26 protein-coding genes and 1 tRNA gene are annotated in these 25,158 nt (G+C 64.9%); 22 read left to right on the forward strand and 5 right to left on the reverse strand.

The window, feature by feature from the left end:
- Nucleotides 1–60 precede the first annotated feature (60 nt).
- The 15 genes from GPICK_RS03745 (at nt 61) to mtaB (ending at nt 15,028) form a co-directional block, all read left to right on the forward strand.
- On the forward strand, nt 61–1,818 hold the full coding sequence (locus GPICK_RS03745) for a 30S ribosomal protein S1 (RefSeq protein ID WP_039740628.1): 1,758 nt from the start codon (nt 61–63) through the stop codon (nt 1,816–1,818).
- 86 nt (nt 1,819–1,904) lie between these two features.
- Complete coding sequence (locus GPICK_RS03750; protein ID WP_039740630.1) at nt 1,905–2,192, forward strand: integration host factor subunit beta; 288 nt, start codon at nt 1,905–1,907, stop codon at nt 2,190–2,192.
- A 9-nt stretch (nt 2,193–2,201) separates the two neighbouring features.
- Nucleotides 2,202–2,289, forward strand: a tRNA-Leu gene (locus GPICK_RS03755).
- A gap of 356 nt (nt 2,290–2,645) precedes the next feature.
- Nucleotides 2,646–4,502, forward strand: coding sequence for a sensor histidine kinase (locus GPICK_RS16540; RefSeq protein ID WP_052263264.1), 1,857 nt, complete (start codon nt 2,646–2,648; stop codon nt 4,500–4,502).
- Nucleotides 4,495–5,838 (forward strand): sigma-54-dependent transcriptional regulator, encoded by a 1,344-nt coding sequence (locus GPICK_RS03765; protein WP_039740632.1) that lies wholly within the window; start codon nt 4,495–4,497, stop codon nt 5,836–5,838. The genes GPICK_RS16540 and GPICK_RS03765 overlap by 8 nt, the downstream gene beginning before the upstream one ends.
- 273 nt (nt 5,839–6,111) lie before the next feature.
- Nucleotides 6,112–6,321, forward strand: coding sequence for a hypothetical protein (locus tag GPICK_RS03770; RefSeq protein WP_236685638.1), 210 nt, complete (start codon nt 6,112–6,114; stop codon nt 6,319–6,321).
- Nucleotides 6,322–6,377: 56 nt separating this feature from the next.
- The gene (locus tag GPICK_RS03775; RefSeq protein ID WP_144400032.1) at nt 6,378–6,560 is read left to right on the forward strand and encodes a hypothetical protein; all 183 of its coding nucleotides are present in this window, start codon (nt 6,378–6,380) and stop codon (nt 6,558–6,560) included.
- Nucleotides 6,561–7,997: a methyltransferase domain-containing protein gene (locus GPICK_RS03780; RefSeq protein WP_052263265.1), complete on the forward strand. Its 1,437-nt coding sequence runs from the start codon at nt 6,561–6,563 to the stop codon at nt 7,995–7,997.
- On the forward strand, nt 7,987–9,558 hold the full coding sequence (locus tag GPICK_RS03785; RefSeq protein ID WP_039740638.1) for a sulfatase-like hydrolase/transferase: 1,572 nt from the start codon (nt 7,987–7,989) through the stop codon (nt 9,556–9,558). Before GPICK_RS03780 ends, GPICK_RS03785 begins: the two co-directional genes overlap by 11 nt.
- Before the next feature lie 282 nt (nt 9,559–9,840).
- The gene (locus GPICK_RS03790; protein WP_039745245.1) at nt 9,841–10,194 is read left to right on the forward strand and encodes a hypothetical protein; all 354 of its coding nucleotides are present in this window, start codon (nt 9,841–9,843) and stop codon (nt 10,192–10,194) included.
- Nucleotides 10,195–10,329: 135 nt separating this feature from the next.
- Nucleotides 10,330–11,007 (forward strand): serine O-acetyltransferase, encoded by a 678-nt coding sequence (cysE, locus tag GPICK_RS03795; protein ID WP_039740641.1) that lies wholly within the window; start codon nt 10,330–10,332, stop codon nt 11,005–11,007.
- A 12-nt stretch (nt 11,008–11,019) separates the two neighbouring features.
- Nucleotides 11,020–11,448, forward strand: a complete 429-nt coding sequence (locus tag GPICK_RS03800) for an Rrf2 family transcriptional regulator (protein WP_039740642.1) — start codon at nt 11,020–11,022, stop codon at nt 11,446–11,448.
- A gap of 43 nt (nt 11,449–11,491) precedes the next feature.
- On the forward strand, nt 11,492–12,640 hold the full coding sequence (locus GPICK_RS03805) for a cysteine desulfurase family protein (RefSeq protein ID WP_039740644.1): 1,149 nt from the start codon (nt 11,492–11,494) through the stop codon (nt 12,638–12,640).
- Complete coding sequence (gene mnmA / locus GPICK_RS03810; RefSeq protein ID WP_039740646.1) at nt 12,630–13,727, forward strand: tRNA 2-thiouridine(34) synthase MnmA; 1,098 nt, start codon at nt 12,630–12,632, stop codon at nt 13,725–13,727. The genes GPICK_RS03805 and mnmA overlap by 11 nt, the downstream gene beginning before the upstream one ends.
- 2 nt (nt 13,728–13,729) lie before the next feature.
- Complete coding sequence (gene mtaB / locus GPICK_RS03815) at nt 13,730–15,028, forward strand: tRNA (N(6)-L-threonylcarbamoyladenosine(37)-C(2))-methylthiotransferase MtaB (protein ID WP_039740648.1); 1,299 nt, start codon at nt 13,730–13,732, stop codon at nt 15,026–15,028.
- Here the strand turns inward: mtaB and GPICK_RS03820 are convergent.
- A complete protein-coding gene (locus tag GPICK_RS03820; protein WP_052263266.1) occupies nt 15,025–15,672 on the reverse strand; it encodes a YkgJ family cysteine cluster protein in 648 nt (215 codons plus the stop codon). The genes mtaB and GPICK_RS03820 overlap by 4 nt on opposite strands.
- Before the next feature lie 209 nt (nt 15,673–15,881).
- Between GPICK_RS03820 and GPICK_RS03825 the strand changes: the two genes are divergently transcribed.
- Both GPICK_RS03825 and GPICK_RS03830 read left to right on the forward strand, forming a co-directional pair.
- A complete protein-coding gene (locus GPICK_RS03825) occupies nt 15,882–16,184 on the forward strand; it encodes a hypothetical protein (RefSeq protein ID WP_236685639.1) in 303 nt (100 codons plus the stop codon).
- A gap of 44 nt (nt 16,185–16,228) precedes the next feature.
- On the forward strand, nt 16,229–16,876 hold the full coding sequence (locus GPICK_RS03830; RefSeq protein WP_052263267.1) for a chemotaxis protein CheD: 648 nt from the start codon (nt 16,229–16,231) through the stop codon (nt 16,874–16,876).
- Here the strand turns inward: GPICK_RS03830 and GPICK_RS03835 are convergent.
- Nucleotides 16,852–17,271 (reverse strand): hypothetical protein, encoded by a 420-nt coding sequence (locus GPICK_RS03835; protein WP_039745253.1) that lies wholly within the window; start codon nt 17,269–17,271, stop codon nt 16,852–16,854. The two genes, GPICK_RS03830 and GPICK_RS03835, sit on opposite strands and share 25 nt — an antisense overlap.
- A gap of 203 nt (nt 17,272–17,474) precedes the next feature.
- Here GPICK_RS03835 and lpxC point away from each other — a divergent pair, with 203 nt between their 5' ends.
- Nucleotides 17,475–18,302: a UDP-3-O-acyl-N-acetylglucosamine deacetylase gene (lpxC, locus tag GPICK_RS03840; protein WP_039740649.1), complete on the forward strand. Its 828-nt coding sequence runs from the start codon at nt 17,475–17,477 to the stop codon at nt 18,300–18,302.
- A 190-nt stretch (nt 18,303–18,492) separates the two neighbouring features.
- Entirely contained in the window at nt 18,493–18,732 is a 240-nt protein-coding gene (locus GPICK_RS03845; protein WP_039740651.1) for a hypothetical protein, read from the forward strand.
- A gap of 90 nt (nt 18,733–18,822) precedes the next feature.
- Here GPICK_RS03845 and GPICK_RS03850 read toward each other — a convergent pair whose 3' ends face one another.
- The 3 genes from GPICK_RS03850 to GPICK_RS03860 all read right to left on the reverse strand — a co-directional run bounded on the left by GPICK_RS03850 (nt 18,823) and on the right by GPICK_RS03860 (nt 21,480).
- Nucleotides 18,823–20,832, reverse strand: a complete 2,010-nt coding sequence (locus GPICK_RS03850; protein ID WP_039740653.1) for a proton-conducting transporter transmembrane domain-containing protein — start codon at nt 20,830–20,832, stop codon at nt 18,823–18,825.
- Nucleotides 20,833–20,912: 80 nt separating this feature from the next.
- On the reverse strand, nt 20,913–21,251 hold the full coding sequence (locus tag GPICK_RS03855) for a type II toxin-antitoxin system PemK/MazF family toxin (protein WP_039740655.1): 339 nt from the start codon (nt 21,249–21,251) through the stop codon (nt 20,913–20,915).
- Nucleotides 21,244–21,480, reverse strand: coding sequence for a hypothetical protein (locus GPICK_RS03860; RefSeq protein ID WP_039740656.1), 237 nt, complete (start codon nt 21,478–21,480; stop codon nt 21,244–21,246). The genes GPICK_RS03855 and GPICK_RS03860 overlap by 8 nt, the downstream gene beginning before the upstream one ends.
- A 124-nt stretch (nt 21,481–21,604) precedes the next feature.
- On the opposite strand from GPICK_RS03860, the gene GPICK_RS03865 reads away from it, so the two are divergent.
- From GPICK_RS03865 to GPICK_RS03875, 3 genes are read left to right on the forward strand one after another with little or no spacing between them, the layout of a single operon-like run.
- Nucleotides 21,605–23,587, forward strand: coding sequence for a proton-conducting transporter transmembrane domain-containing protein (locus tag GPICK_RS03865; RefSeq protein ID WP_039740658.1), 1,983 nt, complete (start codon nt 21,605–21,607; stop codon nt 23,585–23,587).
- A 16-nt stretch (nt 23,588–23,603) separates the two neighbouring features.
- Nucleotides 23,604–24,512: a respiratory chain complex I subunit 1 family protein gene (locus tag GPICK_RS03870; protein WP_039740660.1), complete on the forward strand. Its 909-nt coding sequence runs from the start codon at nt 23,604–23,606 to the stop codon at nt 24,510–24,512.
- A 3-nt stretch (nt 24,513–24,515) separates the two neighbouring features.
- Nucleotides 24,516–25,157, forward strand: a complete 642-nt coding sequence (locus GPICK_RS03875; RefSeq protein ID WP_039740663.1) for a hydrogenase — start codon at nt 24,516–24,518, stop codon at nt 25,155–25,157.
- The last annotated feature ends 1 nt before the right edge of the window (nt 25,158 follow it).

Genomic DNA, 25,158 nt, shown 5'->3' on the forward strand with positions numbered 1-25,158 from the left:
CGATAGATATGTGCTACGTTTGCATATCCTAATTCACGAGCTTCAGGGAGGCCAGCTGTAATGAGTGACGACAAGGGGATGAACAACCGTACCGCCATGACGATCAAGAGATTCGCCGATGCGGACGACGAGATGGAACAAGGGGGGGGCGAATTCGAAGAGCTCTTCCAGGACAGTCTCCGCCACCACCAGGTGGGTGAGCTCGTCAAGGGAACCGTGGTACACATTACCCAGGAACTGGTCCTGGTGGATATCGGCTACAAGTCGGAGGGGTGCATCCCCATCGACGAGTTTTACGACGAAAACGGTGAACTGACCATCAAGGTCGGCGATGAAGTGCGCGTTGTCTTTGATCGCAAGGAGAACCAGAAGGGATATGCCGTCCTCTCCAAGAAGAAGGCCGAGCGCCTCGCCGCCTGGGATTCCATCGAGGCTGCCGGCGGCGAAGGGGGAATCGTCGAAGGGACGATCACCGGCAAGGTGAAGGGGGGGCTCACGGTCGATATCGGCGTCCAGGCGTTCCTGCCGGCATCCCAGGTCGACGTCCGTCCGGGAGGGAATCTCGACCGCTACATCGGCGTCACCGACCGGTTCAAGGTCCTCAAACTCAACAAGAAGCGGGGCAACATCGTCCTTTCCCGCCGGGTCCTGATGGAAGAGGAGCGGGAAGGCTCCCGCAAGGAGACGCTGGCAACGCTGACCGAAGGGCAGGTGCGCGACGGCGTGGTGAAGAACATCACCGATTATGGCGCTTTCGTCGATATCGGCGGCGTCGACGGCCTCCTGCACGTGACCGACATGTCGTGGGGGCGCCTCGGCCACCCCTCGGAGATGCTCAAGCCGGGCGACAAGATCAGCGTCAAGGTCCTCAAGTACGACCAGGAGAAAGGGAAGATTTCCCTCGGTCTCAAGCAGATCGCCCCGGATCCCTGGCTTTCGGTTGGGGACAAGTACCGCGCCGGCGACCGGGTCTGCGGCAAGGTGGTGAGCCTCGCCGACTATGGGGCGTTCGTCGCCCTTGAGGAAGGGGTTGAAGGACTCGTTCACGTCTCCGAGATGTCCTGGACCCGCCGGCTCCGCCATCCCTCCGAGATCATCTCGGTGGGGGACGAGGTGGCAACCGTCGTCCTCGGTGTCGATATGGGGAACCGCCGGATTTCCCTCGGCCTCAAGCAGATCCAGGTCAATCCCTGGACCCAGCTGGAGGACAAATATCCGGTCGGAACCAAGCTCGAGGGGCAGATCAAGAGCATCACCGACTTCGGGGTGTTCATCGGCATCGAAGAGGGGATCGACGGCCTCGTTCACGTCTCCGACATCTCCTGGACCAAGCGGGTGAAACACCCGGGCGAGATTTACACCAAGGGACAAACCGTCCAGGCCGTGGTGCTGAATATCGACGTCGAGAACGAGCGGCTCTCCCTCGGGATCAAGCAGCTCACTCCCGATCCCTGGGGGGAGATTCCGGTCAAGTACCGTCCTGGCACCCGCGTCAAGGGAAAAGTGACCTCCGTGACCGACTTCGGCGTCTTCCTTGAGATCGAGGAAGGGATCGAAGGGCTGATCCACGTCTCCGAACTTTCCCGCGACAAGGTCGCCTCGCCCAAGGATGTCGCCAACGTCGGCGACGAGATGGATGCGGTGGTTCTCAGTGTCGACGAGGGCGAGAAAAAGATCGCGCTCTCCGTCAAGTCGCTCCAGGCCGCCGCCGAGAAGGCGGAGATCGAGTCCTACATGCAGGCCCAGGGCGAGGCCACCTCGAACCTCGGCGAGCTCCTCCGGGAAGGGCTCAAGAAGAACGGCGACAGCAACGACTGATTTACGATCCTCGCGGCACCCCGCAGACTGGCCCGGGCCGAGTCGGCGCCCGGGCCGCACTTACCATCGCAGCAAGGAGTGCAGTAATGACGAAAAGTGAATTGGTCGAGCAATTGGCGGAAATTAATACCTGGCTGACCCGCAAGGACTCGGAGACGATCGTTAATCTCGTGTTCGACAGCATCAGTGAGGCGCTCAGGAAGGGCGAGAAGGTTGAAATCCGCGGTTTCGGCAGCTTTACCGTCCGCGAGAGGGGCGCCCGCGAGGCGCGCAACCCCAAGAGCGGCGCCATTGTAAAGATCCCAGCCAAGAAGACCCCCTTTTTCAAGACCGGCAAGGAGCTTCGGGAGCGGGTAAACGACCTGGAAGGGTAGTCTGAAGCCGCCCGGATGGCGGAACTGGTAGACGCAAGGGATTTAAAATCCCTCGGCACTTAGTGCTGTGCCGGTTCGATCCCGGCTCCGGGCACCAGCATGAATAAAGGCTTCACGGATAACCCGTGAAGCCTTTATTCGTTTCGCTGCTTGAACTTTATGCAAATGGGGTGCAGTTTCCGTCGATTCCCCGTTGCATGACCACTCAGAGATCCTCCATGTCAAGGTCATCCTTTTCGGGCGCCCCGCCGGATCCTCCCGCTGCGTGCTTTCCTTTTTTCCATCTCTTGCCGACTCCCGGCTGGATCCGTCGAATCTCCCTTGTCCGCCCGCCACCGTCTGCGTTAGAATGGATCGTTACCCTGGAGCGCGTTACCGAAGAGTTATGGCATGAATGCGGTTACCCGATTTCTATTTTCCTGGCGACTGAGAACCCACCTGCTGCTAATAGCCTTGCTGCTTAGCCTGCCGGCGGTGATCTTCATCGTCTATTCCGGATACGAGGAACGCACCGACGCGCTCAACGCCGGCGTCTCCGAGACCAAGATGCTGGTGCACAGCATCCTCACGGAGCAGTACAGCCTGACCGGGGATGCGGAACAGTTGGGGACCGTGCTCTCCATCCTCCCCATCGTGAAGGAACGCAAGGTGGGCGAGGTCAATGCCGTGCTCGCCAACATCCTGCAAATGAAGGGAGAGTTTGCCAACATCCTGATTGCCGACCGCCACGGCACCGTCTGGGCCTCCGCCCTTCCTTCCCTCGGGAGGGTTTCCATCGCCGACACCGTTGCTTTCCAAAATGTGGTACGCACCAGGCGTTTCTCCTCCGGTGAGTATACCGTCGAGAAGATCTCAGGAAAACCGACTATCGGTTTCGGATACCCGGTTTTGAACTCTCGGGGGGAAATCGACGGAGTCCTCGCCATCACCGTCAACTTCGAATACCTGAACGGCCTGCTCACGGAGGAAGGACTTCCCAAGGGGGCTCTGTTCACCCTCGCCGACCGCAACGGGATAGTCGTCTACCGGAACTGGGGCCGCAAGGAGAAGATCGGGAAGCCGCTCTGTCCGAAGGTATTCCGGCGCATGGCGGCCGGACCGGATCGGGTAAGTTTTCTCGATTTCGGAAGGAGCGAGGAGCGAAAGATTTCCTCCTACGGCAGAATCGGACTTAAGAAGGAAAAGGTTCCCTACCTCTACGTGCTGGCTGGCCTTCCGCTCAAGGATACCCTGGCCCGGGCCCAGCGCGCCCAACTGCTCCAGGTCGCCATCCTCTCCCCCTTTCTGTTGGTGGCCGTGGTCCTGGCAAGCCTCCTTGGCAAGTTCTTTTTCGTCAACCAGATCAATAAACTGCGCGAGGCCTCGGAGCGGCTCGCCAGCGGCGATCTTGGGGTCAGGGTGTCGCCGCTGTTGGCCGGCGGCGAAATGGCGGAGTTAGGCCGTTCCTTCGACGAGATGGCGCAACAACTCGCGTGCCGGGAAAACGAGCTGAACGCCCTAAACGAGAGCCTGACGCTTCGGGTGGAGGCCGAGACCGAGCGGCGCTTGCACCAGGAACGTCTGTTGGCGCGTCACGCGCGTCTGGCGGCCATGGGCGAGATGATCGGCGCCATAGCCCACCAGTGGCGCCAGCCGCTGGCCACCCTTGGAGCGGCTATTCAGAGCCTGCGCATGGCCTGGGAGCGGGGGAGCCTGGATGCTGCCTTTCTGGAGAGCGCCGAGGCGGACGCGCAGAAACAGCTCTACTACATGTCGGAAACCATCGAGGACTTCTGCAACTTCTTCCGCCCCGAGAAGGTGGCGGAGCAGTTCGAGGTCCGGGAGAAGATCGCAGAGGTGGTATTGCTGGTCGATGCCCAGTTCGCCAACGCGGGGGTGCATCTTGAGGTGGTCGATGCCGCCGACGGTGAAGGGTTGTTCATCCACGGCTACCAGAATGAGTTTAAACAGTCCGTGCTCAATCTGGTGAGCAACGCCTTCGACGCCGTGGTTGCGAGAAACGGCGCCGCCCCCCGGCCGACCGGATTGCCGGGGCTGGTGGTGGTAACCCTGAGGCGCACCGAGGATCGGGTGCTGATTGAGGTGCGTGACAATGGCTGCGGCATCCCCCCGGAATTTGTGGACAAAGTGTACGAGCCGTATTTCACCAGCAAGCCGGAGGGGAAGGGGACCGGCATCGGACTCTACATGTCGAAACTGATTGTGGAGGAGAGCATGGGGGGACGCATCAGTTTCGTCAGTTCCGCTGAGGGGACCGTCTTCCGGATCGAGCTTGCAGCAAGCGCTGCCGGGGAGGTGGGAAATGGATGAACGGGGGCGCCTGAAGGTCCTCTACGTGGAGGACGAACCCGACCTGCGGGAGCGAATTCGCATCGTTCTGGAGATGTACTTCGAGACGGTGATTGCCTCATCGGACGGAAAGGAGGCGCTGGCACTCTTCGATCGGGAGCACCCCGATGTGGTGGTGAGCGACATCAAGATGCCGATCATGGACGGGCTGGAGCTTGCCCGGTGCATCCGGGAGCGTGCCCCGGAGACCCCGGTGGTGCTTTCCACAGCCTTCACTGATACCGCCTATCTGCTCCAGGCGATCGAGTTCGGCGTCTCCGCATATATACGCAAGCCGCTCGACTGTCGCGAGCTGGTGGCTGCAGTGAGTCGGGTGGCTGCGCCGGTCCTCCAGCGCCGTGAGCTGGAGGAGGCGAGAAGGCGCGAGCAGGTATCGCTGGAACTGCTCCTGGGGGAGAGTCCGGCCATACAGCGGGTGATACAACAGTCCCGGCGGGTGGCGGAGACCGACTTCTCGATCCTCATTCAGGGGGAGACTGGGGTCGGGAAGTCCTACCTCGCCGCGCTCATCCACGGGCTGAGTCCGCGCCGGGACCGTCCCTTCGTCACGGTGACGGTGAGCTCGCTGGCGGAATCTCTTGTGGAGAGTCAGCTCTTCGGTCACGTCAAGGGGGCCTTCACCGGCGCCCAAGGCGCCAAACGGGGGCTCTTCGAGGAGGCCGGCGGCGGCACCCTCTTTCTCGACGACGTGGATTGCGCCTCCCCCGCGATTCAGGCCAAGATTCTGCACGCGGTGGAGCAGAAGTGGTTCTTTCCGGTGGGGGGGACCGTCAAGGTCCAGATCGACACCCGCATCATCGCGGCGAGTAACCGCGACCTCCTCGTCGACGCCAAGGACGGTACCTTCCGGGAGGACCTCTACTATCGCCTCAGCGACCTGGTGATCACCCTTCCCCCCCTGCGCGAACGGGGAAGGGACATTGCGCTGCTGGCCCGGGCCTTTCTCAACGAGATCTCGCTGGAGCTGAGTCGAGTCCCCCCGCGCCTCACCCCCGACGCCATCCTTCTTTTGAGCCGGCAGCCCTGGTCCGGCAACGTCCGCGAGTTGAAGAGCGTCATGAAACGGGCGGCCCTCTTTGCCGGAGAGACCCTCGACGCTGAGGAGCTTGCCGGCATCCTGAGCTCGCTCAAAGGAGGAGCGGACGGTTTCGGGGTACCGCTCACCCTCGACGAGCTGACGCGCCAAGCGGTCCAGCAGGCGTTGGTCGCCACCGGAGGGAAGAAGATGGAGGCGGCACGCCTGCTCGACGTGGAGTACGGCCGCTTCAAGCGCCTTCTGGAGCGCTACCGCCTCTGAATCCGACGACTCTGCATTTTGCCCACCCCCGCGTCCGTCCAATTCATCGTTTTACCCACCCCTATCTCCCCTTTTACCTCCTAGAGCCCGGTAATTCCGGCATGTTGAGGCAGTGGCACCGCTGTTGCTTAAGAGGAAAGGGCGGAACCTGACGGCCTGACGACCGTGCCGGTCCCATCTTCCTGGCCACGGCTTTCCGGCTGAAGTCCTAAATTGCGCTCCCCGGGCCACCGTCCTCCTGGTGCATGGAGAAATCCTTTGTTGAAACCTCTGTTGAGACCACGCAAGGAATGCGAATCGGGTGTGGCGGCTCCCCGGCTGCACGTCTGCATATACCTGCAGCACCCCTTTGACGACTGCTATTGCATGAACATCACGGGGGCCACCATCCCACGCCTGCTTGATTACTGCGTCGGTGATTTCGGCTCCTGCCCCATCTTCCGTAAGCGGCACCGCCACGAAAAGGAGCCGGCCGCGGAGTAGCTTGAAACCGGCGAATCGCGCCGGCCATTATGAAAATTGGACACTTGGAGTGCGCCATGAGGCAAATGTTGTTCATCCTGTACCTCGGTCTCCTCTTCCCTGCCACCGTCCACGCCTATACGGACCCTGGCTCCGGGACGATGCTCTGGCAGCTCGGCGTGTCGTTTTGCCTCGGGCTCCTCTTCTATCTCAAGAGGTTCATGTCGGTACTCGTTAAGCTGATCAAGAAGGGCGATTAGGTGCGCTCATTCCGTGATCCCGCGGGGCGTCTCCATTTCATCGGGCCGCACCTGATCCGGCAGATCCGGGCCGAGGCCGCCCCGGTCTACCGCTCGCTGCTGCAAGGGGAAGTCCTGCGCGGGCTGATCGCTTCGGGCGACCTGATCGGTACCGAAATCCTCGATGGGGGCCACACCGTGCTGGCGCACCATTGCCGGCGCCAGGAGTGCGAGCCACCCCTGGCGGCCAAGGAAGACCTCTTCCTTACCCATGAGGTCATTCCCTTTCCCTCCTTTCCCTCCGAATGGCCTGCGGAGATGCTCAAGGCCGCAGCCTCGCTCACCCTGGACCTGGCAGAGCGGGGGCTTGCTCAGGGGGTCGGCCTTAAGGACGCCTCCCCCTACAACGTCCTGTTCCGCGGGCCCCGCCCGGTCTTTGTCGATCTCCTCTCCTTTGAGCCACGCCATCCGTGCGATCCGATCTGGCTTCCCCAGGCCCAGTTCCTCCGCACCTTCACCCTCCCTCTTTTGGCACATGCCCGCCTCGGCCTTCCACTCGATTCCATCTTCCTCTGCCGCCGCGACGGCCTGGAACCGATGGAACTCTATCGGATGTTGGGTCCGCTGCGGAGGATCTTGCCTCCCTTTCTTGGTACGGTGACTCTGCCGGTCTGGCTCTCGGGGAGGGCGGAGGCGAAGGGGAGCGCTATCTACCGGCCGCGCCGGATGGGGAGCGCTGAGCAGGCGCGCTTCGTGCTCGGCTCCCTGTTCCGGCGTCTGCGCCGCGATATCGATCGGATCCCGACGGCTTCTGTGAAAGGGAGCGCCTGGAACGACTACTGCCGCAGCTGTTGCTATGACGAGAGTTCATTTGCGGCCAAGAGCGCCTTCGTCGAGGAGTTCCTCCGGGAGGCCCGCCCTGCGCGGGTGCTCGACGTCGGGTGCAACACCGGGCATTTCTCCCGGCTCGCCGCAGAAGCGGGAGCGGAGGTGGTGGCGATCGACCGGGACCCAACGGTGGTTGGCGCACTCTGGAGGGAGGCACGCCAGAACGGACGGGACATTCTCCCCCTGGTGGTGGACTTCGCACGCCCCACCCCGGCGCTTGGGTGGGACTATGCCGAGACCCCCTCCTTCCTGGAGCGGAGCCGGGGGGGCTTCGATGCGCTCCTGATGCTCGCCCTGATCCACCACCTGCTGGTAACCGACCGGATCCCGCTTCCGAAACTCTTCTCTCTGGCGGCTCAGGTGACCCGACGTTACCTGGTCGCCGAGTACGTCCCCCCCGACGACCCGCAGTTTCTGCGTATCGCCCGCGGGCACGAGGCGCTGCATCGGCATCTGACCCCCGAGGTGTTCGAGGAGGCCGCCGCGGCGCACTTCCGGATCCTCAAACAGACCGGGATTGGCAATCACGGACGCATACTCTACCTGATGGAGAAACACAATGGTCGCTAGGCTGCGGGATCTGGCCGCCTCACTGTCGCTGGCAAACCTCATGTTCCTGAGGCTCTGGCTGAAGCTCCTTCCCTACCGCGGCGGCAGCGATTACCTCCTGCCGTCCTCTCCCTACAACAGCTACCTCGCCCTGATGCTCAACGTCACCATGTGGGGGGTGATATTCTTTTGCTTGTTCCGCGTGACCAAGGGGAGCCGAACCCTCAACTCCTGGCTGCACGTCATTCTCGTCCCCCTGGTGGCGGTGGCTGCCCTCTACGGGGTCGGGATCTCCCGAATTTCGCTGGCCCGGTTCGCCTTTTTCTATGGTCCCCACAGTGTCTTGTTCCTTGAGATCGCCTGCTGGCTTTCGACGCTGACCGCGGTGTACGTGGTGGCGAGGTACCGGGAAGTTTTAGCGCGGTTTCTTTCCGTGCTTCCGCTCCTTTTCGTCCCGTTCCTCCCGGTCACCTTCGGACAGGCCGCCGCGGCGCTTGCCGCCATTGAGCCCCCAGCCCGCTTTCATCCGCACCGGATCGATCCCCCCGCCCCTCTGGTCGACCGGATCGGGATCCCCGTGGTGTGGGCGATCTTTGATGAGACGGACTACCGGATACTCTTCGAGAAACGCCCGCCGGGTCTCGCGTTTCCCGCCTTCGACAAGTTCAGGGAGAACGCCCTGTGGGCGACCCAGGCCTATTCGCCCAGCGACGCCACCCTGGTATCGCTGCCGGCCCTGTTGACCGGGATCCCGCTCAAAACCACCACCCCGCTCGGGGCGAGGCGCCTCGAACTGGTCCGCGCCAATGACGGGACGCGGCTCGACTTCGCCGCCCAGGAGACCATCTTCGACCGGGTCAAGAAACGGCAGGGAAGCACCGCCCTCTTCGGCTGGTATCACCCCTACAGCCGGCTCCTGCACGGCGTCGATCTCTGCCGCGACTACCCGCGCTACAACTTCTTCACCTCGGACCGCTTGCGCGACGTGCTCCTCTTCCAGCTGTACGAGGTCTGGGACTTTCGTTTTCTCCCCTTCAGCAACACCATCCTTGGCAACAATCATATCCGGATCGTCGAGCGGATGCGCTCGGACGTGGCCGCGGCGGTGAGGAAAGAGCGCCCCTCCTTCATCTTCCTCCACTACCCGCTGCCGCATTCTCCAAACATCTACCAAAGGGGAAGCGGCCGGCTCGCCTTCAACCGCGACGAACGCCAGGGGTACCTGGACAACATGACGCTGGCCGACCGCTGTCTCGAGGAGTTGCGTGCCGAGATGGAGCGGGAGGGGACCTGGGATGGAGCACTGGTGGTGATCTCCTCGGATCACCACTGGAGGACCAATACCTATGACGGGGAGACCGACTACGAGCATGTTCCGTTCATGGTTAAATTCCCGCATCAGAGGGAGGGGCTTACCTACCGGGGGCGTTTCAATACGGTGCTCACCCAGGAGCTGATCCTGAGGGTGCTGGATGGCAAGCTGAAAGGGGCGCAAGAGGCGGCAGACTGGCTGGACCGGGCACACCGGAAAAATGCCGACGGCAAGGTCCTCTTCTCGGTGAATCAGCCTGATGATGATTAGCCTCCGGCAATTTTTGGCCACCGGTTTGAGTGTAGAATCAGAGCAACTGGCGCGACCTTCGTCTGGTAACGGCAATGCTCTGCCGATAAATATTCTTGTGTTACGTGTTGGAATTGTCGTACTCTTTATCTGCCCAGTGCTGCCGAGATGTGTTGTCTGGAAAACGTAAAATCCCTCGGCATTTAGTGCTGTGCCGGTTCGATCCCGGCTCCGGGCGCCAGTAGGAACACAGGGGGCTTGGCCAATGAGGCCGGGCCCCTTTTCTTCTTTGGGGGGAATGAGATGGTTGATGAGCGATTGGAGCGGCTTCTGCACCGCTTTGCGGCTGCGGCGTCGCTCCATGCCGCGGCGGTGGAGGCGATGGACGAAGAGGGGGCCCGGCACCATGCCGCCATCGTCCAGCGGCTGTACGGGGAGATCGTCCGCTGTGGGGCGGAGGGACGAGAGGAACTTGTGCTCCTGGCCGAGCGGGGCGGGGGGCCGGTTGCCGGAATGGCGGCGGTGTATTCGCTTCGCCATGCTCCGGAGCGGTGCGTGCCCGTTCTTCGCCGGCTTGCCGGAGAGCCGGGTCTTCTCGGCTTTCGGGCCAGTGTCGCGCTCGATCGCTGGGAGCGGGGAGAGTGGGAGCTGGAGTAACCGAAACCATAGTTGACAAAAATTGTATGGTATGATACCTGACTGATAATGCCCTTGATGTCGGACGCCGGCCGACGGGGCAGCGTTTCCGGCGCCAACCCCGAGCAGGGGGCTCTCCCCCGGGAAGGAAGATCGATGTTTGCACGACTGCGCGAGGATATCCAATCGGTCCAGGAGCGCGACCCCGCGGCGCGGAGCGCGCTGGAGGTCTTCTTCTGCTATCCCGGGCTCCACGCCATCTGGTTCCACCGGTTTTCCCACTGGTGCTGGCGGCACGAATTCTTCTTCCTGGGGCGTTTCCTCTCGCACCTGGGACGATTTTTCACCGGCATCGAGATCCATCCGGGGGCGACCATCGGCCGCCGGCTCTTCATCGACCACGGCATGGGGGTGGTGATCGGCGAGACCGCCGAGATCGGCGATGACGTCACGATCTACCACGGCGTCACCCTTGGCGGCGTCAGCCTGGAGAAAAAGAAGCGCCATCCCACCATCGGGAGCAACGCCATCATCGGCTCGGGAGCCAAGGTGCTCGGCCCCTTCACGGTGGGAGACGGAGCCAAGATCGGCTCCAACTCCGTGGTGGTGAAGGAGGTCCCTCCCAACGCGTCCGTCGTGGGGATTCCGGGGCGGGTGGTCATGGCCACCGAGAAGCCGAAGGAAAAGGCGGACTTCGAGCACGGCAAGCTTCCGGACCCCGAGGCGAAGGCGATCTCCTGTCTGTTCGAACAGCTTCGGGAACTGGAGCGCAAATATGCCGAACTCTCGGCCGATCATGCCGCCCTCAGGCGCGAGGTCGAGGGAGAGCGGTAACGAAAGGACGCAATGAGGCTTTCGACAAGGGCACAATATGCGGTGAGGGCCATGGTTGATCTCGCGCTCCATTCGGGGGGGCGGCCCGTGGCGCTTCGGGATATCGCTGAGCGCGAGGATATTCCCCTCAACTACCTGGAGCAGCTTTTCAACCGCCTGCGGCGCGGCAGGATCGTGGAGAGCGTCCGCGGCCCCGGCGGGGGGTACCTCCTGGCCCGCGAGAGCGCGGCGATCCGGGTGGGGGAGATCGTGGCGACCGTGGAGGAGCCGCTGACCCCCGTTTCGTGCATGGATGAGAAGAAGGGGCGCTGTACCCGGCCGGCCGCGTGTACCACCCATAACGTCTGGCAGATGCTCGGTGAGCGGATCCGGGGATTTCTCGACTCCATCACCCTGGAGGACCTGACGCGGGAGGCCCGGGAACGCGGCGAAGCGGAATAAATCCGGCGGGACGACGATCCCGCTTTAACACACAGGCAACGCGATGATCTATCTGGACCACAACGCGACGACGCCGGTCCACCCTGACGTGGTGGAGGCGTTGTTGCCGTTTCTGACGGAAAAATTCGGCAATCCCTCCAGCATCCACTGGGCCGGCCGCGCCGTGAAGGGGGCGGTGGAGGAGGCCCGGGAGCGGGTGGCCCATCTGGTGGGGTGCGAGCCGGGGGAGGTGGTCTTCACCGCCTCGGGGACCGAAGCCGACAACATGGCGATCAAGGGGGTTGCGGCCGCCCTCGCCGACCGGGGAAACCACATCGTCGCCACGCGGGTCGAGCATCCCGCCGTAGTGAACGCCCTTCTCCACCTCGAACGGCTGGGGTGCACCGTGACCTGGCTTGACGTGGATGGCGACGGGGTGCTGGACCCGGACCGGCTGGAGGGGGCCATCACCGACCGGACGATCCTGGTCTGCGCCATGGCGGCCAACAACGAGACCGGCGTCCTCTTTCCCCTGCGGGAGATCGGCGCGATCGCGGCACGCCGTAAGGTCTACCTCCACTGCGACGCCGTGCAGGCGGCGGGGAAGATCTCCCTCGGGTTCCGGGAGTCGGGGATCGCGCTCCTCGCCCTCTCCGGCCACAAGCTCAATGCCCCCAAGGGGGTCGGCGCCCTGGTGATCCGCCGGGGGGTGAAGTGCCATCCCCTGATCCATGGGGGGGCCCAGGAGCGGAACCGCCGCGGCGGGACCGAGAACGTGGCGGGGATCGTCGCCTTCGGCGCGGCGTGCGAGATTGCCGCCGCCACCATGGCAGGGGAGATGGCGCGGCTGAAGAGGCTGCGGGACCGGCTCGAAGAGGGGATCCTGGCGCTGGTGCCCGGCGCGCGGGTCAACGGCTCCCGGGAGCGGCGGCTGCCGACCACCACCAACATCTCCTTTGCCGGGGTGGAGGCCGATTCGCTCCTCATGGCCCTGGACCTGGCGGGGATTGCCGCCTCCTCCGGCTCCGCTTGCAGCTCCGGCACCCTCAAGCTTTCGCCGGTTTTGGCCGCCATGGGGATTGCGCCCGAGGTCGCCCGGGGGTCGGTCCGCTTTTCGCTGGGGAGGGGAAACACGGAGGGGGAGATCGACCGGGTGCTGGAGGTGCTGCCGGGGATCGTGGCGCGGATGAGAAGGGGAGGAGATGGCTCTTAAGGATAAACAGCGCATCGTCGTCGCCATGAGCGGCGGCGTCGACTCGTCGGTCGCCGCGGCCCTCCTGAAGGAGGAAGGTCACGAGGTGATCGGCATCTCCATGCAGGTCTGGGACTACTCGAAGTTCACCGCACCCGACGGGGAGAAGTTCGGAACCTGCTGCTCCCTGGACGACATCTACGATGCCCGCCGGGTGGCGGAGCAGGTCGGGATCCCCTTCTATGTGGTGAATTTCGAGGAGGAGTTCCAGCGCCTCGTGATCGACGACTTCGTGGACGAGTATTTCCGCGGCCGCACCCCCAACCCGTGCGTCCGGTGCAACGAGCGGATCAAGTTCGCGCTCCTGCTGCACAAGGCGCGGGAGCTCGGCGCCGACTACCTCGCCACCGGGCACTACGCCCGAATCGAGGGGGGGGAGGATGGCCGGCTCCACCTCCTCCGGGGGCTCGATCCGGGGAAGGACCAGAGCTATTTCCTCTTCACCCTCACCCAGGAGCAGCTCGGCCGGATCCTCTTCCCGCTGGGGGGGATGACCAAGCCGGAGGTGCGGCAGCTGGCGGCCCGCTACGCCCTGCGGGTGGCGGAGAAGGGGGAGAGCCAGGAGATCTGCTTCGTCCCCGACAACGACTACGTCCGGTTTCTGGAGGAGGAGCGGGGTGCCGGCGAGATGGCCGGAGAGATCGTCGACCGTGCGGGGAACGTCCTCGGTCGCCACGAGGGGACCTACCGCTACACGGTGGGGCAGCGCCGGGGGCTCGGCATCGCCCATCCCCACCCCCTCTACGTCGTCGGGGTCGATGCGGCGCGGCGGCAGGTGATCGTCGGTCCCAAGGAAGAACTGCTGGCTGCGGGACTCACGGCCGCAAACGTGACCTGGATCGCTCCCCCCGCCGCAGAGACGGTGGAGGCGACGTGCAAGATCCGCTATCGCCACCACCCCGTCCCCTGCTTGGTGACGGTGCGTGAGGGGGGACGGGCGGAGGTCCGGTTCCGGGAGCCGGAGAAGTCGGTGACCCCGGGGCAGGCGGTGGTCTTCTACGCCGGCGACGAGGTGCTCGGCGGCGGCTGGATCGAGGAGAGGCGGTAGCGATGCAGCGTGTTGCCATAACCACCCTCGGGTGCAAGATAAACCAGTTCGAGTCGGCGGCCATCTCCGAGAGTCTCGACAAGGAGGGGTTCCGGATTGTCCCCTTCGGCGAGGAGGCCGACGTCTACGTCATCAACACCTGCACCGTCACGGCGAAGACCGATGCCGAGTCGCGCCGCCTCATCCGCCGGGCCCTGCGCGCCAATCCCGGGGCGCGGGTGGTGGTGACCGGCTGCTACGCCCAGGTCGCTCCCGGCGAGCTGAAGGAGTTGCCGGGGGTGTCGCTGGTGGTGGGAAACAGCGAGAAGAAGGGGCTTGCCGAGATCCTCAAGGGGGGGGTGCCGGCGGAGAAGGTGCTCGTCTCGGACATCTCCCGCGAGCGGAGCACCGAGGCGCTGCAGCTTGAGAGCTTTGCCGAGCATACCCGGGCGTTTCTCCAGGTGCAGAACGGCTGCGACGCCTTCTGCTCCTACTGCATCGTCCCCTATGCCCGCGGACGGAGCCGCAGCGTCCCCTTTCCGCAGGCGCTGGAGGGGATCAGGACCTTTGCCGCCAAGGGATTCCGGGAGGTGGTCCTCACCGGGATCCATCTGGGTGGATACGGCCTGGATCTGGATCCCCCCGCAACCCTTCTGACGCTTCTGGAGGCGGCGGAGGCGGAGCGGTGCGTGCAGCGCCTGCGGGTCGGCTCGGTGGAGCCCCAGGAGGTGACCGACGAGCTCATCGCCTTCCTGGCCCGGGCGGAGAGCGTCTGCCCCCATCTCCACATCCCGCTCCAGAGCGGCGACGACCGGGTCCTGGAGCGGATGGCGCGCCGCTACACCGCGGAATACTTCCGGCAGACGGTGGAGAAGCTCGTGGCAGCGCTCCCCGACATCTTCATCGGCTGTGACGTCATCGTCGGATTTCCCGGCGAGAGCGACGACGAGTTCCGCACCACCGTCCGGCTTCTGGAGGAGCTGCCGGTGACGGCGCTCCACGTCTTCCCCTATTCCCGCCGCGACGGTACCCCGGCGGCCCGCATGGCGGACCAGGTGGACCCCAGGACGATCCGTGCCCGGGGGGAGATTCTCCGAGCACTTTCGGAACGGAAAAAACGCGAATTCTTCGGGCGGTTCGTGGGGCGGGAGCTGCCGGTCCTTGTCCAGTACCGGGGGCGCAACGGGCTCCTGGTGGGGCTGTCGCGCAACTACATCCCCGTGACCTTTGCTGGGGACGAGGCGTGCGGCAACACCGAGATTACCGTGCGGATAACCGACGCGTCCGCCGAAGGGTGCCAAGGCATCATCATCCCCGGTTAGCCCCGCAGCAGCTCAGCCATCGATTGCGTGAGCTCGCCCCCCCGGTCGTCCAGCCCCCGGCGGGCCAGCCCCTTCGCCACCCCCCGGAAGGCGGTCTCCAGCAGGAATTTCTGGAAGAGGTTCATCAGGAGCGGTTCGCCTTCGTCGTCCCCGCCGGCGACGGCATCGAGGGCCCGGCGGCACGCTCCGGGGTTGGTGGAGGTCACCGCGCGGCAGGTGAGGGGACGGACCGGGTGGATCCGGCACCGTCCGCTCCGGTCGAGGAACGGGCAGGGGATATGGCGCCGGATCCGTTCGGCGTCGTCCATCCAGCGCACCATCCCGGCGGTCCCTTCGATTGCCGCCGCCAGCTCCTCCCGCTCCTCGGCGTCCATGGCCGTCCGCAGGTATGCGGCGATGGCGACCGCCTCGGGGAAGAGGACCGTCACGTTCACCACGCAGCACGTGGCGCATCCCGGCCCGCAGGCCATCAGGGTCCGCTCCGCCCCATCCAGCTCTCCCTCCAGGGCCGCCTCGACGAAAGCGACAACCCCCGCCATGACGGCCGCAATTTTCTGGGCATCTCCTCCCGTCCCCATCCCGCGGACGATCCGTCCGGTCACCTCGCTCTCGAACGCCGTGAAATCGAAGGAATCATGGGGCATCGCTCCCTCCCGCTGAAGAATCGTTCCTCAAGACTCTACCCGCATCGTGCGAAAAATCAACCTGATGGCGCGCTGCTGACCATCCCGACCATGCTGGTGCCTAACGATTCGGCACGGTTGTCGTGACTGGAGGGGGATGCCCGGAGGCAGCGGGCGCCCAAACGCCCGCCGGCAGGAGATGGACGGACGATGGGCGGAGAGATCTTCCCTTGGCACGCCTTATGAAGATGGAGGGTATGCCGGCCCGGACGCTTCAGGCGCCGGCGGAAAGCGAGGCTCACACCATGGCGACAGATCTCGTATCGTTGGAGGCCGCGGCCCGGGAGCTGGGAACCACCCCGCTCCGGCTCCTCATGCTCGTGAAACAGGGAATCCTTGCAGGGGAGATGGTCGAGGGGGAATGGTTCGTCCTCCGCCCCGCCATCGAGCGGTTTACGGCGGCGGGGGGAGACCGGCGGGCCGACCTGGCGTGCAAGGCGTCGTGCGGCAAATCTGCGTGCAGCTGTAGCTGATGTGCCGGCGTGCATCCCGCCGCCGATCTGCTATACTGCACCCCATGCCCCTCCATCCCCCTCGGTTCAAAGGACGCAAGGTCGCCCGCATCGCCCCCGGCGAGTATTTCGTCACGGCGGGAGATGTGGTCATTTCGACCCTTCTGGGGTCGTGCGTAGCCGCCTGCCTCTACGACCCGGAGGCCGGCGTGGCCGGCATGAATCACTTCATGCTGAGCAACCGCCGGTATGCCCGGGATATGCATTTCAGCATCACCGAGGCGGGGCGCTACGGCATCCACTCCATGGAGCTCCTCGTCAACTCCCTCATCCGCCACGGTGCCCGGCGGGAACGCCTCCGCGCCAAGGCCTTCGGCGGCGCCTCCATCCTGACCAACTCCCGTGAAGTGGGAAACTTCTCCTGCGTCGGGAGCGTCAACAGCGACTTCATCCGCGAGTTCCTCCGCACGGAGGGGATTCCCCTCGTCTCCGCCGATCTGGGGGGTGACCAGGGGCGGGTCATCTACTTCGACACCCGGGACCGCGCCGTTTTCGTTCGCAAGGTTCGCCACCGGCGAAGCCTCATCGTCGCCCGGCGCGACCAGGGGCTCTGGCACCAGGATCTCCAGGCCCACGAGCGGGAGACCCCCTCCGTGGATCTCTGGCTGCCGGAACAGGGGGCGCCGCGTCAGATCACCACGAAGGTGCCGTAGACCGGGTTCGATAACAGGCCGGTACGGTCGGTGAGGTAGAGCGTAAAGGTGTAGGTCCCCGGCAGGTACGCGATGTAGTCGATGGAGAACGAAATGGTCCCTGCCGCATAGCCGGCGAAGGAGCGAAGATCGGTCAGCGTCCGTGCCACCTCCTGTCCGCGGTTGTCGGCCACCACGATGGTCATGCTGTCCAGATCGGCGTGGGGGGCCGAGAAGTTGACCGCGCCGACCACGAAATGCCGGGCCGTGTCGAGCGAAAAACTCATGGAGTCGATGCCCGGCCCGGAAACGACCGGAACCACCACCGGCACCGTTGCCGATACCTGGACCTCGCTGCCGCATCCTGCCAGCATGATGGCGAACCCTACCAGTATTGCACCCATGATCCGTTTCATGATGTTCCTCCCCTCCTTCATTGATTGCCGCCTTTTCTGCCTTCCATGCTAGCAGGGGGAGCGGCGGCAAACCATCGACATCACGGTGCATGTCGCCCGATGTCGGGTCGTTATCCCTCCTCTCTCCCACGTGCCGGTAGGCAATGCGTCAGAAATATGCGATGATGGGGCACCACTCTTCGATCGCGAGGCGACGGACCATCATGATAAAACGCCAGACAACCATCAACAGGATATTCAAGCTGAGCGGCATCGGACTCCACACCGGCCGGGAGGTGACCCTCGAATTCCTCCCCCGGCGCGAGTTCGGCATCGCCTTCGTCCATAACGGTCGCACTATCCCGGCCCGCTATGATATGGTGGCCGACACCCGCCTCTCCACCCAGGTGGCCGCCGAGGGGGTCGCGGTAGCCACCATCGAGCACCTGATGGCCGCCTTCTACTATGCCGGCGTCACCAACTGCCTCGTCTACATCGATGGCCCCGAGGTGCCGATCATGGACGGTTCGGCCTGGGAGTTCTACCATGAGATCTGGCGGGCCGGACTCTACGAATTCCCCGAGCCCGGGGTCTACCTGAAGGTGCTCCGGCCGGTGGAGGCGCACTACAATGACGCCTGGGTGCGGGTAAAGCCGCTGAACACCCTCGACATCACCATGACCATCGAGTTCCGTCCCCCGGTTGGCAAACAGCGCAAGCGGGTCATGGACGTGGAGAACGCCGTCTCCATCATCAACTCCCGCACCTTTGTCCTCCATGAGGAGATCGAGGCGATCCGCAAGGCGGGGCTCGCCAAGGGGGGCTCCCTCGACAACGCCGTCGTCATCGGCGGCGACAGTATCGTCAACCCCCACGGCCTGCGGTACAAGAAAGAGCTCGTCAACCACAAGATCCTCGACCTCATCGGCGACCTTTACACCTGCGGCTACCGGATGCTCGGCAAGGTAGAGGCGTTCAAGACCGGCCACCATCTCAACAATCTGCTCTTGCGGGAGATCTTCTCCGATCCGGATAACTTTGCGATCTACTGAGGGAAGAGGGATCGGTCACCGCATTTGCGGCAACATCCAGCGGGATTCGGGTGCCCTGAACGGGAAAAATGGAAGAAGTGAAATGTTTTTTCAATTATTACGGCGTGTTATGGTTCGGGGAGACGCTGGCACGATTGCTGCTCATGTTTAGACAGAACGCAGTCATCACCAACCCGTAAAGGAGCTCACCATGAAAAGCATTCTGTCCGCCATCACCGCATCCCTTGTCGCCGTTGCCTTCGCCGCCGTTGCCTTCGCCGCTGAGCCGGCCACTGAAGCTGCTCCGGCCATGCCTGCCGGCCACCCGCCGGTGAAGGCCGAGAAGAAGCCGGCCGCCAAGAAGGTGAAGAAGGCCAAGAAGGCGAAGAAGACCGTGAAGAAGGAAGAGGCCAAGCCGGCCGAAGCCCCGGTCGCTCCCGCTGCCAAGTAAGCTCGTCTTTGACCGACGCAAAAAGAGCCGCACTCCCGAGAAGGGGTGCGGCTCTTTTTGTTTTCCGGGCCCCGAAAGAGCACGCGCGGCTCACATCCCGAGCACGAGGAGCGTCACGAGGGTGACGAGGGTGTAGAGGATATAGAGGTGCAACTGACCGTGCTGGAGCCTTCGGAGTGTGGCAAGTTTCCCGTTCGCCCGGCTCAGGAAGGGGAGGTAGAGGCATTCCAGTACCGCCTCCGGCACATGGCTCCGGAAGCGGGAGGGAAGGGGGAAGGGGTGCCGAATTTCGGGCCGCTCTCCGTGGGGACGGAGGATGCCGCCGAAGAGGCCGACCAGCATCGCGGCGAAGGACGAGGCGGTGTACTGCATCCGGGGGGTCGGGGCCCGGCAGCCGCATCCCCAGGTGGAGGAGACGGTGGTGGTGGGCGCGGCGGCCAGCTTCCGGCCGTAGAAGGCTGCCAGGAACGCAACGGCTGCGAGCACGCCGGCGGCGATGGCCATCAGCCACCCCAGGGGGGCGATTCCGGCGAGGGAAGGGGCCGTGAGGGCCAGTTCCGGCCGCCAGGCGCGGACCGCGGCGTCCAGAAGCGGCGCAACCGCCACGGGGACGAGGCCGATGATGGCGCAGACACCTCCCAGAAGCGCCATGGGGGCCAGCATGGACCGCCCCGCCTCATGTCCGCCGACGGCATTCCCGCTCCGGGGGAGACCGAGAAAGACCACGCCGAACACCTTGACGAAACAGGCCACCGCCAGCCCGCCGACGAGGGCGAGGGCCGGGGCGGCCAGCGAGGTGACGGCCGCGGCAGTCCCGCCGCCGTGGACCGTCTCCCGGAATATCCCGAGGTAGATGAGGAATTCGCTCACGAAGCCGTTCAGCGGCGGCAGGCCGCAGATGGCCACGGCCCCCGTGAGGAAAAGAAGGGCGGTGCGCGGCATGGTGCGGGCGAGCCCCCCCATCCGGTCGATCTCCCGGGTTCCCGTGGCATGGATCACCGCGCCGGCGCCGAGGAAGAGGAGTGCCTTGAAGGTGGCGTGGTTGAGGACGTGGAGGAGCGCCCCCGCCATGCCGAGGAGGGTCAGGGAGGGAACCCCCGTGGCCGCCCCGATGAGCGCCACGCCGAGCCCCATGACGATGATCCCGATGTTCTCGATGCTGTGGTAGGCCAGGAGGCGCTTGAGGTCGTGCTGCCCCAGGGCGAAGGCGACGCCGGCGATTCCCGATGTCATCCCCGCCGCCAGCAGGACGATCCCCCACCAGAGCGGAATCCCCGAGAAGAACGAAACCGTCCGGACAATGCCGTAGATGCCGATTTTCAGGATGACTCCGGACATGATGGCGGAGATGTGGCTGGGGGCGTTGGCGTGGGCCGACGGGAGCCAGACGTGGAGCGGCATGAGCCCCGCCTTCACGCCGAACCCGAGGAGTGCCGTCAGAAAGATTCCCGCCCCGATCCCTCCGCCGGCGGAGAGCGATGCCGCGGCGGGAAAGAGGAACGATCCTCCGGTCCCCTTGAGGAGTGAAAAGAGGGCGAAGAGGGCCAGGGTCCCGATATGGGTGGTGATCAGGTAGAGGGTCCCTGCCTCCCGGACCGCGGGGGTGCCGTGGTCGGTGGTGAGGACGAAATAGGCGGAAAGGGCCATGATTTCCCAAAAGGCGAGGAAGAGGACGCCGTTGCGTGCCGCGATGACCCCGATCATGGCTGCCACGAGGATGCCGAAGAAGAAGGTCATCCGGCGCACGGAACGGGGATTGTCCCGGGCGGGGCGGTAGCCGGGGGCGTAGAGGGCGCAGCAGGCGGCAACGAGGAGGATCGGGAGGGCGAAGAAGGCGGAGAGGGGATCGACGGCCAGTTCGGCGGGGCCGAAGGGGAGCCCCCAGGAGAGGAGAAAGGTTTCGGTCCGGCCGGTGATGAGGGTGGCGGCGGCTCCGCCGACCCCCGTCACGGCGGCCAGCACCATGAGCACCGTGGCTGTTTTCTGGCCGACGGTGGGGGAGATCCGCCGGACGAGGGACGGCACGCCCGACAGGGCGGCCAGAACGGAGGCGCAGAGCAGGAGCGCTCCGGGTGATATCATTTCCCCTCCACCGGCCATCGGCTCATCCTCCCCGGGATCGCCGGATCCCGCCCCCCGCAGCGCGGGCAGGCGCCATCTCCGCCGAAGTCGTCATGGACTCACAGCCCCAGCTGCAGGCGGAGCGCCTTCTCCACCTGATCCATGAGCGGCCTGCTCAGGAACCCCCGCCGTTCCCCCACCACCTTGGACTTGTCGATGGTGATGATGATGTGGGAGCTGAGCTTGGTGTCGGCGGCCAGGCCGGTTTTCTCCGCCGGGAGGAAGGTCTCGAATTCGTAGATCTTCTCCAGGTTCCGGAAGGAGAGGGGGGTGATGGTGACCACCGGTGAAAATTCGTTGCTGATGTTGTTGCTCACCACCACGCAGGGGCAGATCTCCGGCGTGCCGTCCCCTTCGTGGGCCAGGTTGACCGAATAGATCCCCCCCCGCTTAAACATCGCGCTCCTCCGTCACCGCCGCCTCGAACTTCTTCAGGACCTCCACCGTCTCGTCCGCCGTGGACCGGTATCCCTCGATGAGCCCTTTATAGGCCTTTTTCTTCAGGTCTGCCAGCTTTTCCTGGGCCGCCTCCTCCAGAAACTGGCTCAGCCCCCGGGGGCCGTAGAGCGCCTTGATGTCGTCGACGATGTGGGTCGGCAGCGTGATGTTCAGACGGGTGTTCGGCATCTTTGTCTCCTGTGCGTCATAAAATGTTATTGACGTATAAAAAATAGTACCATATAGTTTTGCAAGGTGTTAGACATTTTTATGTGTGTTGTTGCGCCGTACGTCTTTGTGGGTGATACGTAACATGGAATCCGCGCTCGACGGGGGAGACCCCGCCTCACAGATCCTTGCCGCCGTGGTTCTGGCGGCTCTTTCCGGGTTGCCGGGGCTGACGGCGCGCCGTTTTCTCCCGGGCCAGCTCCTGGCCGCCGTAACGGCGGTGTGCGCCGCTCTCCTGGGGGTGAGCGGCGCGCTCCGCATGCTCGTGGAGCGCCGGACGGCAACCTTCATCATCGCCTGGACCCTCCCCTTCGGTCCCGGCGACATCGCCGTCGACCCCCTCTCGGCCCTCTTCCTGATCCCCGTTTTCCTCGTCTTCGGCTGCGGCTCGCTCTACGCCCTCGGCTACTGGCCGGCCGCCGCCAACCGCGCCACCGAACCGAAGCTCACCTTCTTCTACGGCCTCCTCGCCGCGGCCATGGCGGCCGTGGTTGTCGCCCGTAACGGCGTCCTCCTCCTCATGGCGTGGGAGGTCATGGCGCTTTCCGCCTACTTCCTCGTCACCGTCGAGCACCGCGATCCCGCCGTGCGGCAGGCGGGGATCGTCTACCTGGTGGCGACCCATGCCGGCACCGCCGGACTTTTCGTACTCTTTTCCCTGCTGCGGGGGATCACCGGCTCGTTCCTCTTTCCCGCTCCCCACTCCCTGAATCCGGCTCTGGTGCCGGCGACGGTCCTTGTCGTCTCCGCCCTCGTCGGCTTCGGCGCCAAGGCGGGGCTCATGCCGCTCCACCTCTGGCTGCCGGCGGCCCACGCCAGTGCCCCGAGCCACGTTTCCGCCCTCATGTCCGGCGTCATGCTGAAGATCGGGATTTACGGCATCCTGCGAGCCGTCTCCTTCTTCGCGGCGGTCCCCCTCTGGTGGGGAGGAACCATCCTGGTGACCGGCGCGGTCTCGGCCCTCACCGGCATCGTCCTGGCGGCGTCCCAGCGGGACATGAAGCGGCTCCTGGCCTGCAGCAGCATCGAGAACATCGGGATCATCGCCCTCGGCATCGGCACGGCCCTCGTGGGGGAGGCGACCGGCGACGCTCCCCTCTTCACCCTCGGGATGACGGGGGCGCTCCTGCACCTCCTCAACCACAGCCTCTTCAAGCCGCTCCTCTTCTTCGGGGCCGGCGCGGTGATCCACGCGACCGGCACCCGGGAGATCGACCGGATGGGGGGGCTCGCCCGCTCCATGCCGCGTACCGCCCTCCTCTTCCTGGCGGGGGCGGTGGCCATCTGCGGCCTGCCACCCTTCAACGGCTTCGTGGGGGAATTCCTCCTTTATGCCGGCTTCTTCGGGGAGGCGGTGTCGGCGCCGGTCCCGCTCCTGGCACTGGCGGCGCCGCTTCTGGCCCTGGTGGGAGGGGTCGCCGTCGTCACCTTCGTGAAACTCTACGGGGTGGTTTTCCTGGGGACCCCCCGGCGCGCCGTTCCCCATCCCCACGTTCCCGGCTGGCAGATGGGGGTGCCCATGGGGCTTCTGGCGCTTGGCTGCCTGGCGGCGGGGATCGCCCCCGCGCCGCTTCTCCGCCTGGTGGCGCCGGCGGTGGCGGCCTTAGGCACCATCCCGCCGGCGGCCCTGGAAGCGCTGGTGCCGCTGGGATGGCTCGCCGCGGGGATGGGGCTCCTCGGCGGAGCGGTGCTCCTTGTCGGAGTGCTTCTGGCGCTCCGGCTACAGCGCACCGCCGTCGTCCGGGGGGGGACCTGGGGGTGCGGCTACCTGGCGCCGTCACCGCGAATCCAGTATACCGGCGTCTCCTTTGCCGATTCGCTGGTGCGCCAGTTCGACGGAATCGTCGCTCCCCGCCGGGAAGGACCGGCCGTCGCGGGGATCTTTCCGACACCGGCATCGTTCCGGTTCGTGCCGACGGAGACGATTCTGGAGCGGATCATCATGCCGCTCTTCCGGGCCGCCGGACTCTCCTTCGCCTTCCTGCGGCGGCTGCAGCACGGCCGGCTGCACCTCTACATGCTCTACTTCCTGACCACCCTCTTCCTGCTGATGGTCTGGGCCCACTGACGGGGGACGGTGCACCATGCTCGATACGATCATCCACCTGCTGCTGGCGATCCTGATGCCCCCCCTCCTCCTGGGGGTGATCGGCAAGACCAAGGCTGCCTTCGCGGGTCGGGTCGGCGCCCCGCTGCTGCAGCCATACTATGACATCGCCCGGCTGCTGCGCAAGGGGAGCGTTTTCAGCGACACCACCACCTGGCTCTTCCGCGCCGGACCGGTGGTGACCCTGGCCGCCACCGCCGTGGCGGCGCTGCTGGTCCCCCTCGGCAACCACGGGGCACCCATCTCCTTCGCCGGCGACATGGTCCTCTTCGCCTACCTCTTCGGCCTGGCCCGGTTCTTCACCACCGTCGCCGCCCTCGACACAGGCTCCAGCTTCGAGGGGATGGGGGCGGCCCGGGAGGTGACCTTCTCCTGCCTGGCCGAGCCGACCCTCTTCTTCGCCCTCGTCACCCTGGCCCGGATGAGCGGGAGTCTCTCCCTGACGCCGATGCTCACCCACCCCTCCGTGGCGGACTGGCTCAAGACCGGGGCCTCCCTGCTGCTCCTGGTGGGGGCGCTCTTCATCGTGCTCCTGGCGGAGAACTGCCGCATTCCCTTCGACGACCCCACCACCCACCTGGAGCTCACCATGATCCACGAGGTTATGGTGCTCGACCACAGCGGGCCGGCCTTCGGGCTCATCCTCTACGGCGCGGCCCTCAAGCTCTTCGTGCTCGGGGCCTTCTTCATGAACGTGGCGCTGCCGCTGCGGACCGGCGATCCCCTGACGGACTGGGGAGTCTTCGTGGCGTCCATGGTCGTCCTGGCGGTGGCCATAGGCGTGGTGGAGTCGGTCATGGCCCGGCTGCGGCTGGTGCGGGTTCCGCAGCTTTTGGTGGCGGCGACGATCCTCTCCGCCTTCTCCATGCTCCTGATACTGAGGTAATCCATGGACTCCCTTGCCGATCAACTCCTCGTGCTGGTCATGCTCATCAACTTCGTCGTCCTCGGGTCGAGCCGGATGGCCTTCTGTATCCGGGCGGCGGCGCTGCAGGGGGTGATCCTCGGGGTGCTTCCCGGTATCATCCACTCCTTTTCCTGGCACCTGGTGGCCATCACCGCCGGCATCATCGCGGCCAAGGGGATCGTCATCCCCCGGCTGATCAGCGACGCCGTCCGCAAGGCCGGTATCAAGCGTGAGGTGGAGCCGTTCATCGGCTACGTCCCGACCCTGATCCTCGGCGCCATCGGCACGGCCCTGGCCTTCGTCTTCGCGGAGCGGCTCCCCCTGATGCCGGAGCACCGGGATCTCCTCTTCGTCCCTGCCGCCATCGCCACCCTCATGACCGGCTTTCTCGTGCTGACCACCCGGCGCAAGGCCATCTCCCAGGTGATCGGCTACCTGGTGCTGGAAAACGGCATCTTCATCTTCAGCCTCCTGCTCACCACCGCCATGCCGGTGATGGTGGAAGCCGGGGTGCTGCTGGACCTCCTCGTCGGGATCTTCGTCATGGGGATCGTCATCAACCACATCAGCCGCGAGTTCTCCTCCATCGACACCTCGCGCCTGAGCGCCCTGAGGGAGGAGTGAC

It is taken from the genome of Geobacter pickeringii (assembly GCF_000817955.1).
Taxonomy (GTDB): domain Bacteria; phylum Desulfobacterota; class Desulfuromonadia; order Geobacterales; family Geobacteraceae; genus Geobacter; species Geobacter pickeringii.

Excerpts from the sequence above, each read along its gene's own strand:
- GPICK_RS03745 (WP_039740628.1), top strand. The coding sequence starts at position 61 with ATGAGTGACGACAAGGGGATGAACAACCGTACCGCCATGACGATCAAG.
- GPICK_RS03750 (WP_039740630.1), top strand. The coding sequence starts at position 1,905 with ATGACGAAAAGTGAATTGGTCGAGCAATTGGCGGAAATTAATACCTGG.
- GPICK_RS03765 (WP_039740632.1), top strand. The coding sequence starts at position 4,495 with ATGGATGAACGGGGGCGCCTGAAGGTCCTCTACGTGGAGGACGAACCC.
- GPICK_RS03775 (WP_144400032.1), top strand. The coding sequence starts at position 6,378 with ATGAGGCAAATGTTGTTCATCCTGTACCTCGGTCTCCTCTTCCCTGCC.
- GPICK_RS03785 (WP_039740638.1), top strand. The coding sequence starts at position 7,987 with ATGGTCGCTAGGCTGCGGGATCTGGCCGCCTCACTGTCGCTGGCAAAC.
- GPICK_RS03790 (WP_039745245.1), top strand. The coding sequence starts at position 9,841 with ATGGTTGATGAGCGATTGGAGCGGCTTCTGCACCGCTTTGCGGCTGCG.
- cysE (WP_039740641.1), top strand. The coding sequence starts at position 10,330 with ATGTTTGCACGACTGCGCGAGGATATCCAATCGGTCCAGGAGCGCGAC.
- GPICK_RS03800 (WP_039740642.1), top strand. The coding sequence starts at position 11,020 with ATGAGGCTTTCGACAAGGGCACAATATGCGGTGAGGGCCATGGTTGAT.
- GPICK_RS03805 (WP_039740644.1), top strand. The coding sequence starts at position 11,492 with ATGATCTATCTGGACCACAACGCGACGACGCCGGTCCACCCTGACGTG.
- mnmA (WP_039740646.1), top strand. The coding sequence starts at position 12,630 with ATGGCTCTTAAGGATAAACAGCGCATCGTCGTCGCCATGAGCGGCGGC.
- mtaB (WP_039740648.1), top strand. The coding sequence starts at position 13,730 with ATGCAGCGTGTTGCCATAACCACCCTCGGGTGCAAGATAAACCAGTTC.
- GPICK_RS03820 (WP_052263266.1), bottom strand. The coding sequence starts at position 15,672 with ATGCCCCATGATTCCTTCGATTTCACGGCGTTCGAGAGCGAGGTGACC.
- GPICK_RS03830 (WP_052263267.1), top strand. The coding sequence starts at position 16,229 with ATGCCCCTCCATCCCCCTCGGTTCAAAGGACGCAAGGTCGCCCGCATC.
- GPICK_RS03835 (WP_039745253.1), bottom strand. The coding sequence starts at position 17,271 with ATGAAACGGATCATGGGTGCAATACTGGTAGGGTTCGCCATCATGCTG.
- lpxC (WP_039740649.1), top strand. The coding sequence starts at position 17,475 with ATGATAAAACGCCAGACAACCATCAACAGGATATTCAAGCTGAGCGGC.
- GPICK_RS03845 (WP_039740651.1), top strand. The coding sequence starts at position 18,493 with ATGAAAAGCATTCTGTCCGCCATCACCGCATCCCTTGTCGCCGTTGCC.
- GPICK_RS03850 (WP_039740653.1), bottom strand. The coding sequence starts at position 20,832 with ATGGCCGGTGGAGGGGAAATGATATCACCCGGAGCGCTCCTGCTCTGC.
- GPICK_RS03855 (WP_039740655.1), bottom strand. The coding sequence starts at position 21,251 with ATGTTTAAGCGGGGGGGGATCTATTCGGTCAACCTGGCCCACGAAGGG.
- GPICK_RS03860 (WP_039740656.1), bottom strand. The coding sequence starts at position 21,480 with ATGCCGAACACCCGTCTGAACATCACGCTGCCGACCCACATCGTCGAC.
- GPICK_RS03865 (WP_039740658.1), top strand. The coding sequence starts at position 21,605 with ATGGAATCCGCGCTCGACGGGGGAGACCCCGCCTCACAGATCCTTGCC.
- GPICK_RS03870 (WP_039740660.1), top strand. The coding sequence starts at position 23,604 with ATGCTCGATACGATCATCCACCTGCTGCTGGCGATCCTGATGCCCCCC.
- GPICK_RS03875 (WP_039740663.1), top strand. The coding sequence starts at position 24,516 with ATGGACTCCCTTGCCGATCAACTCCTCGTGCTGGTCATGCTCATCAAC.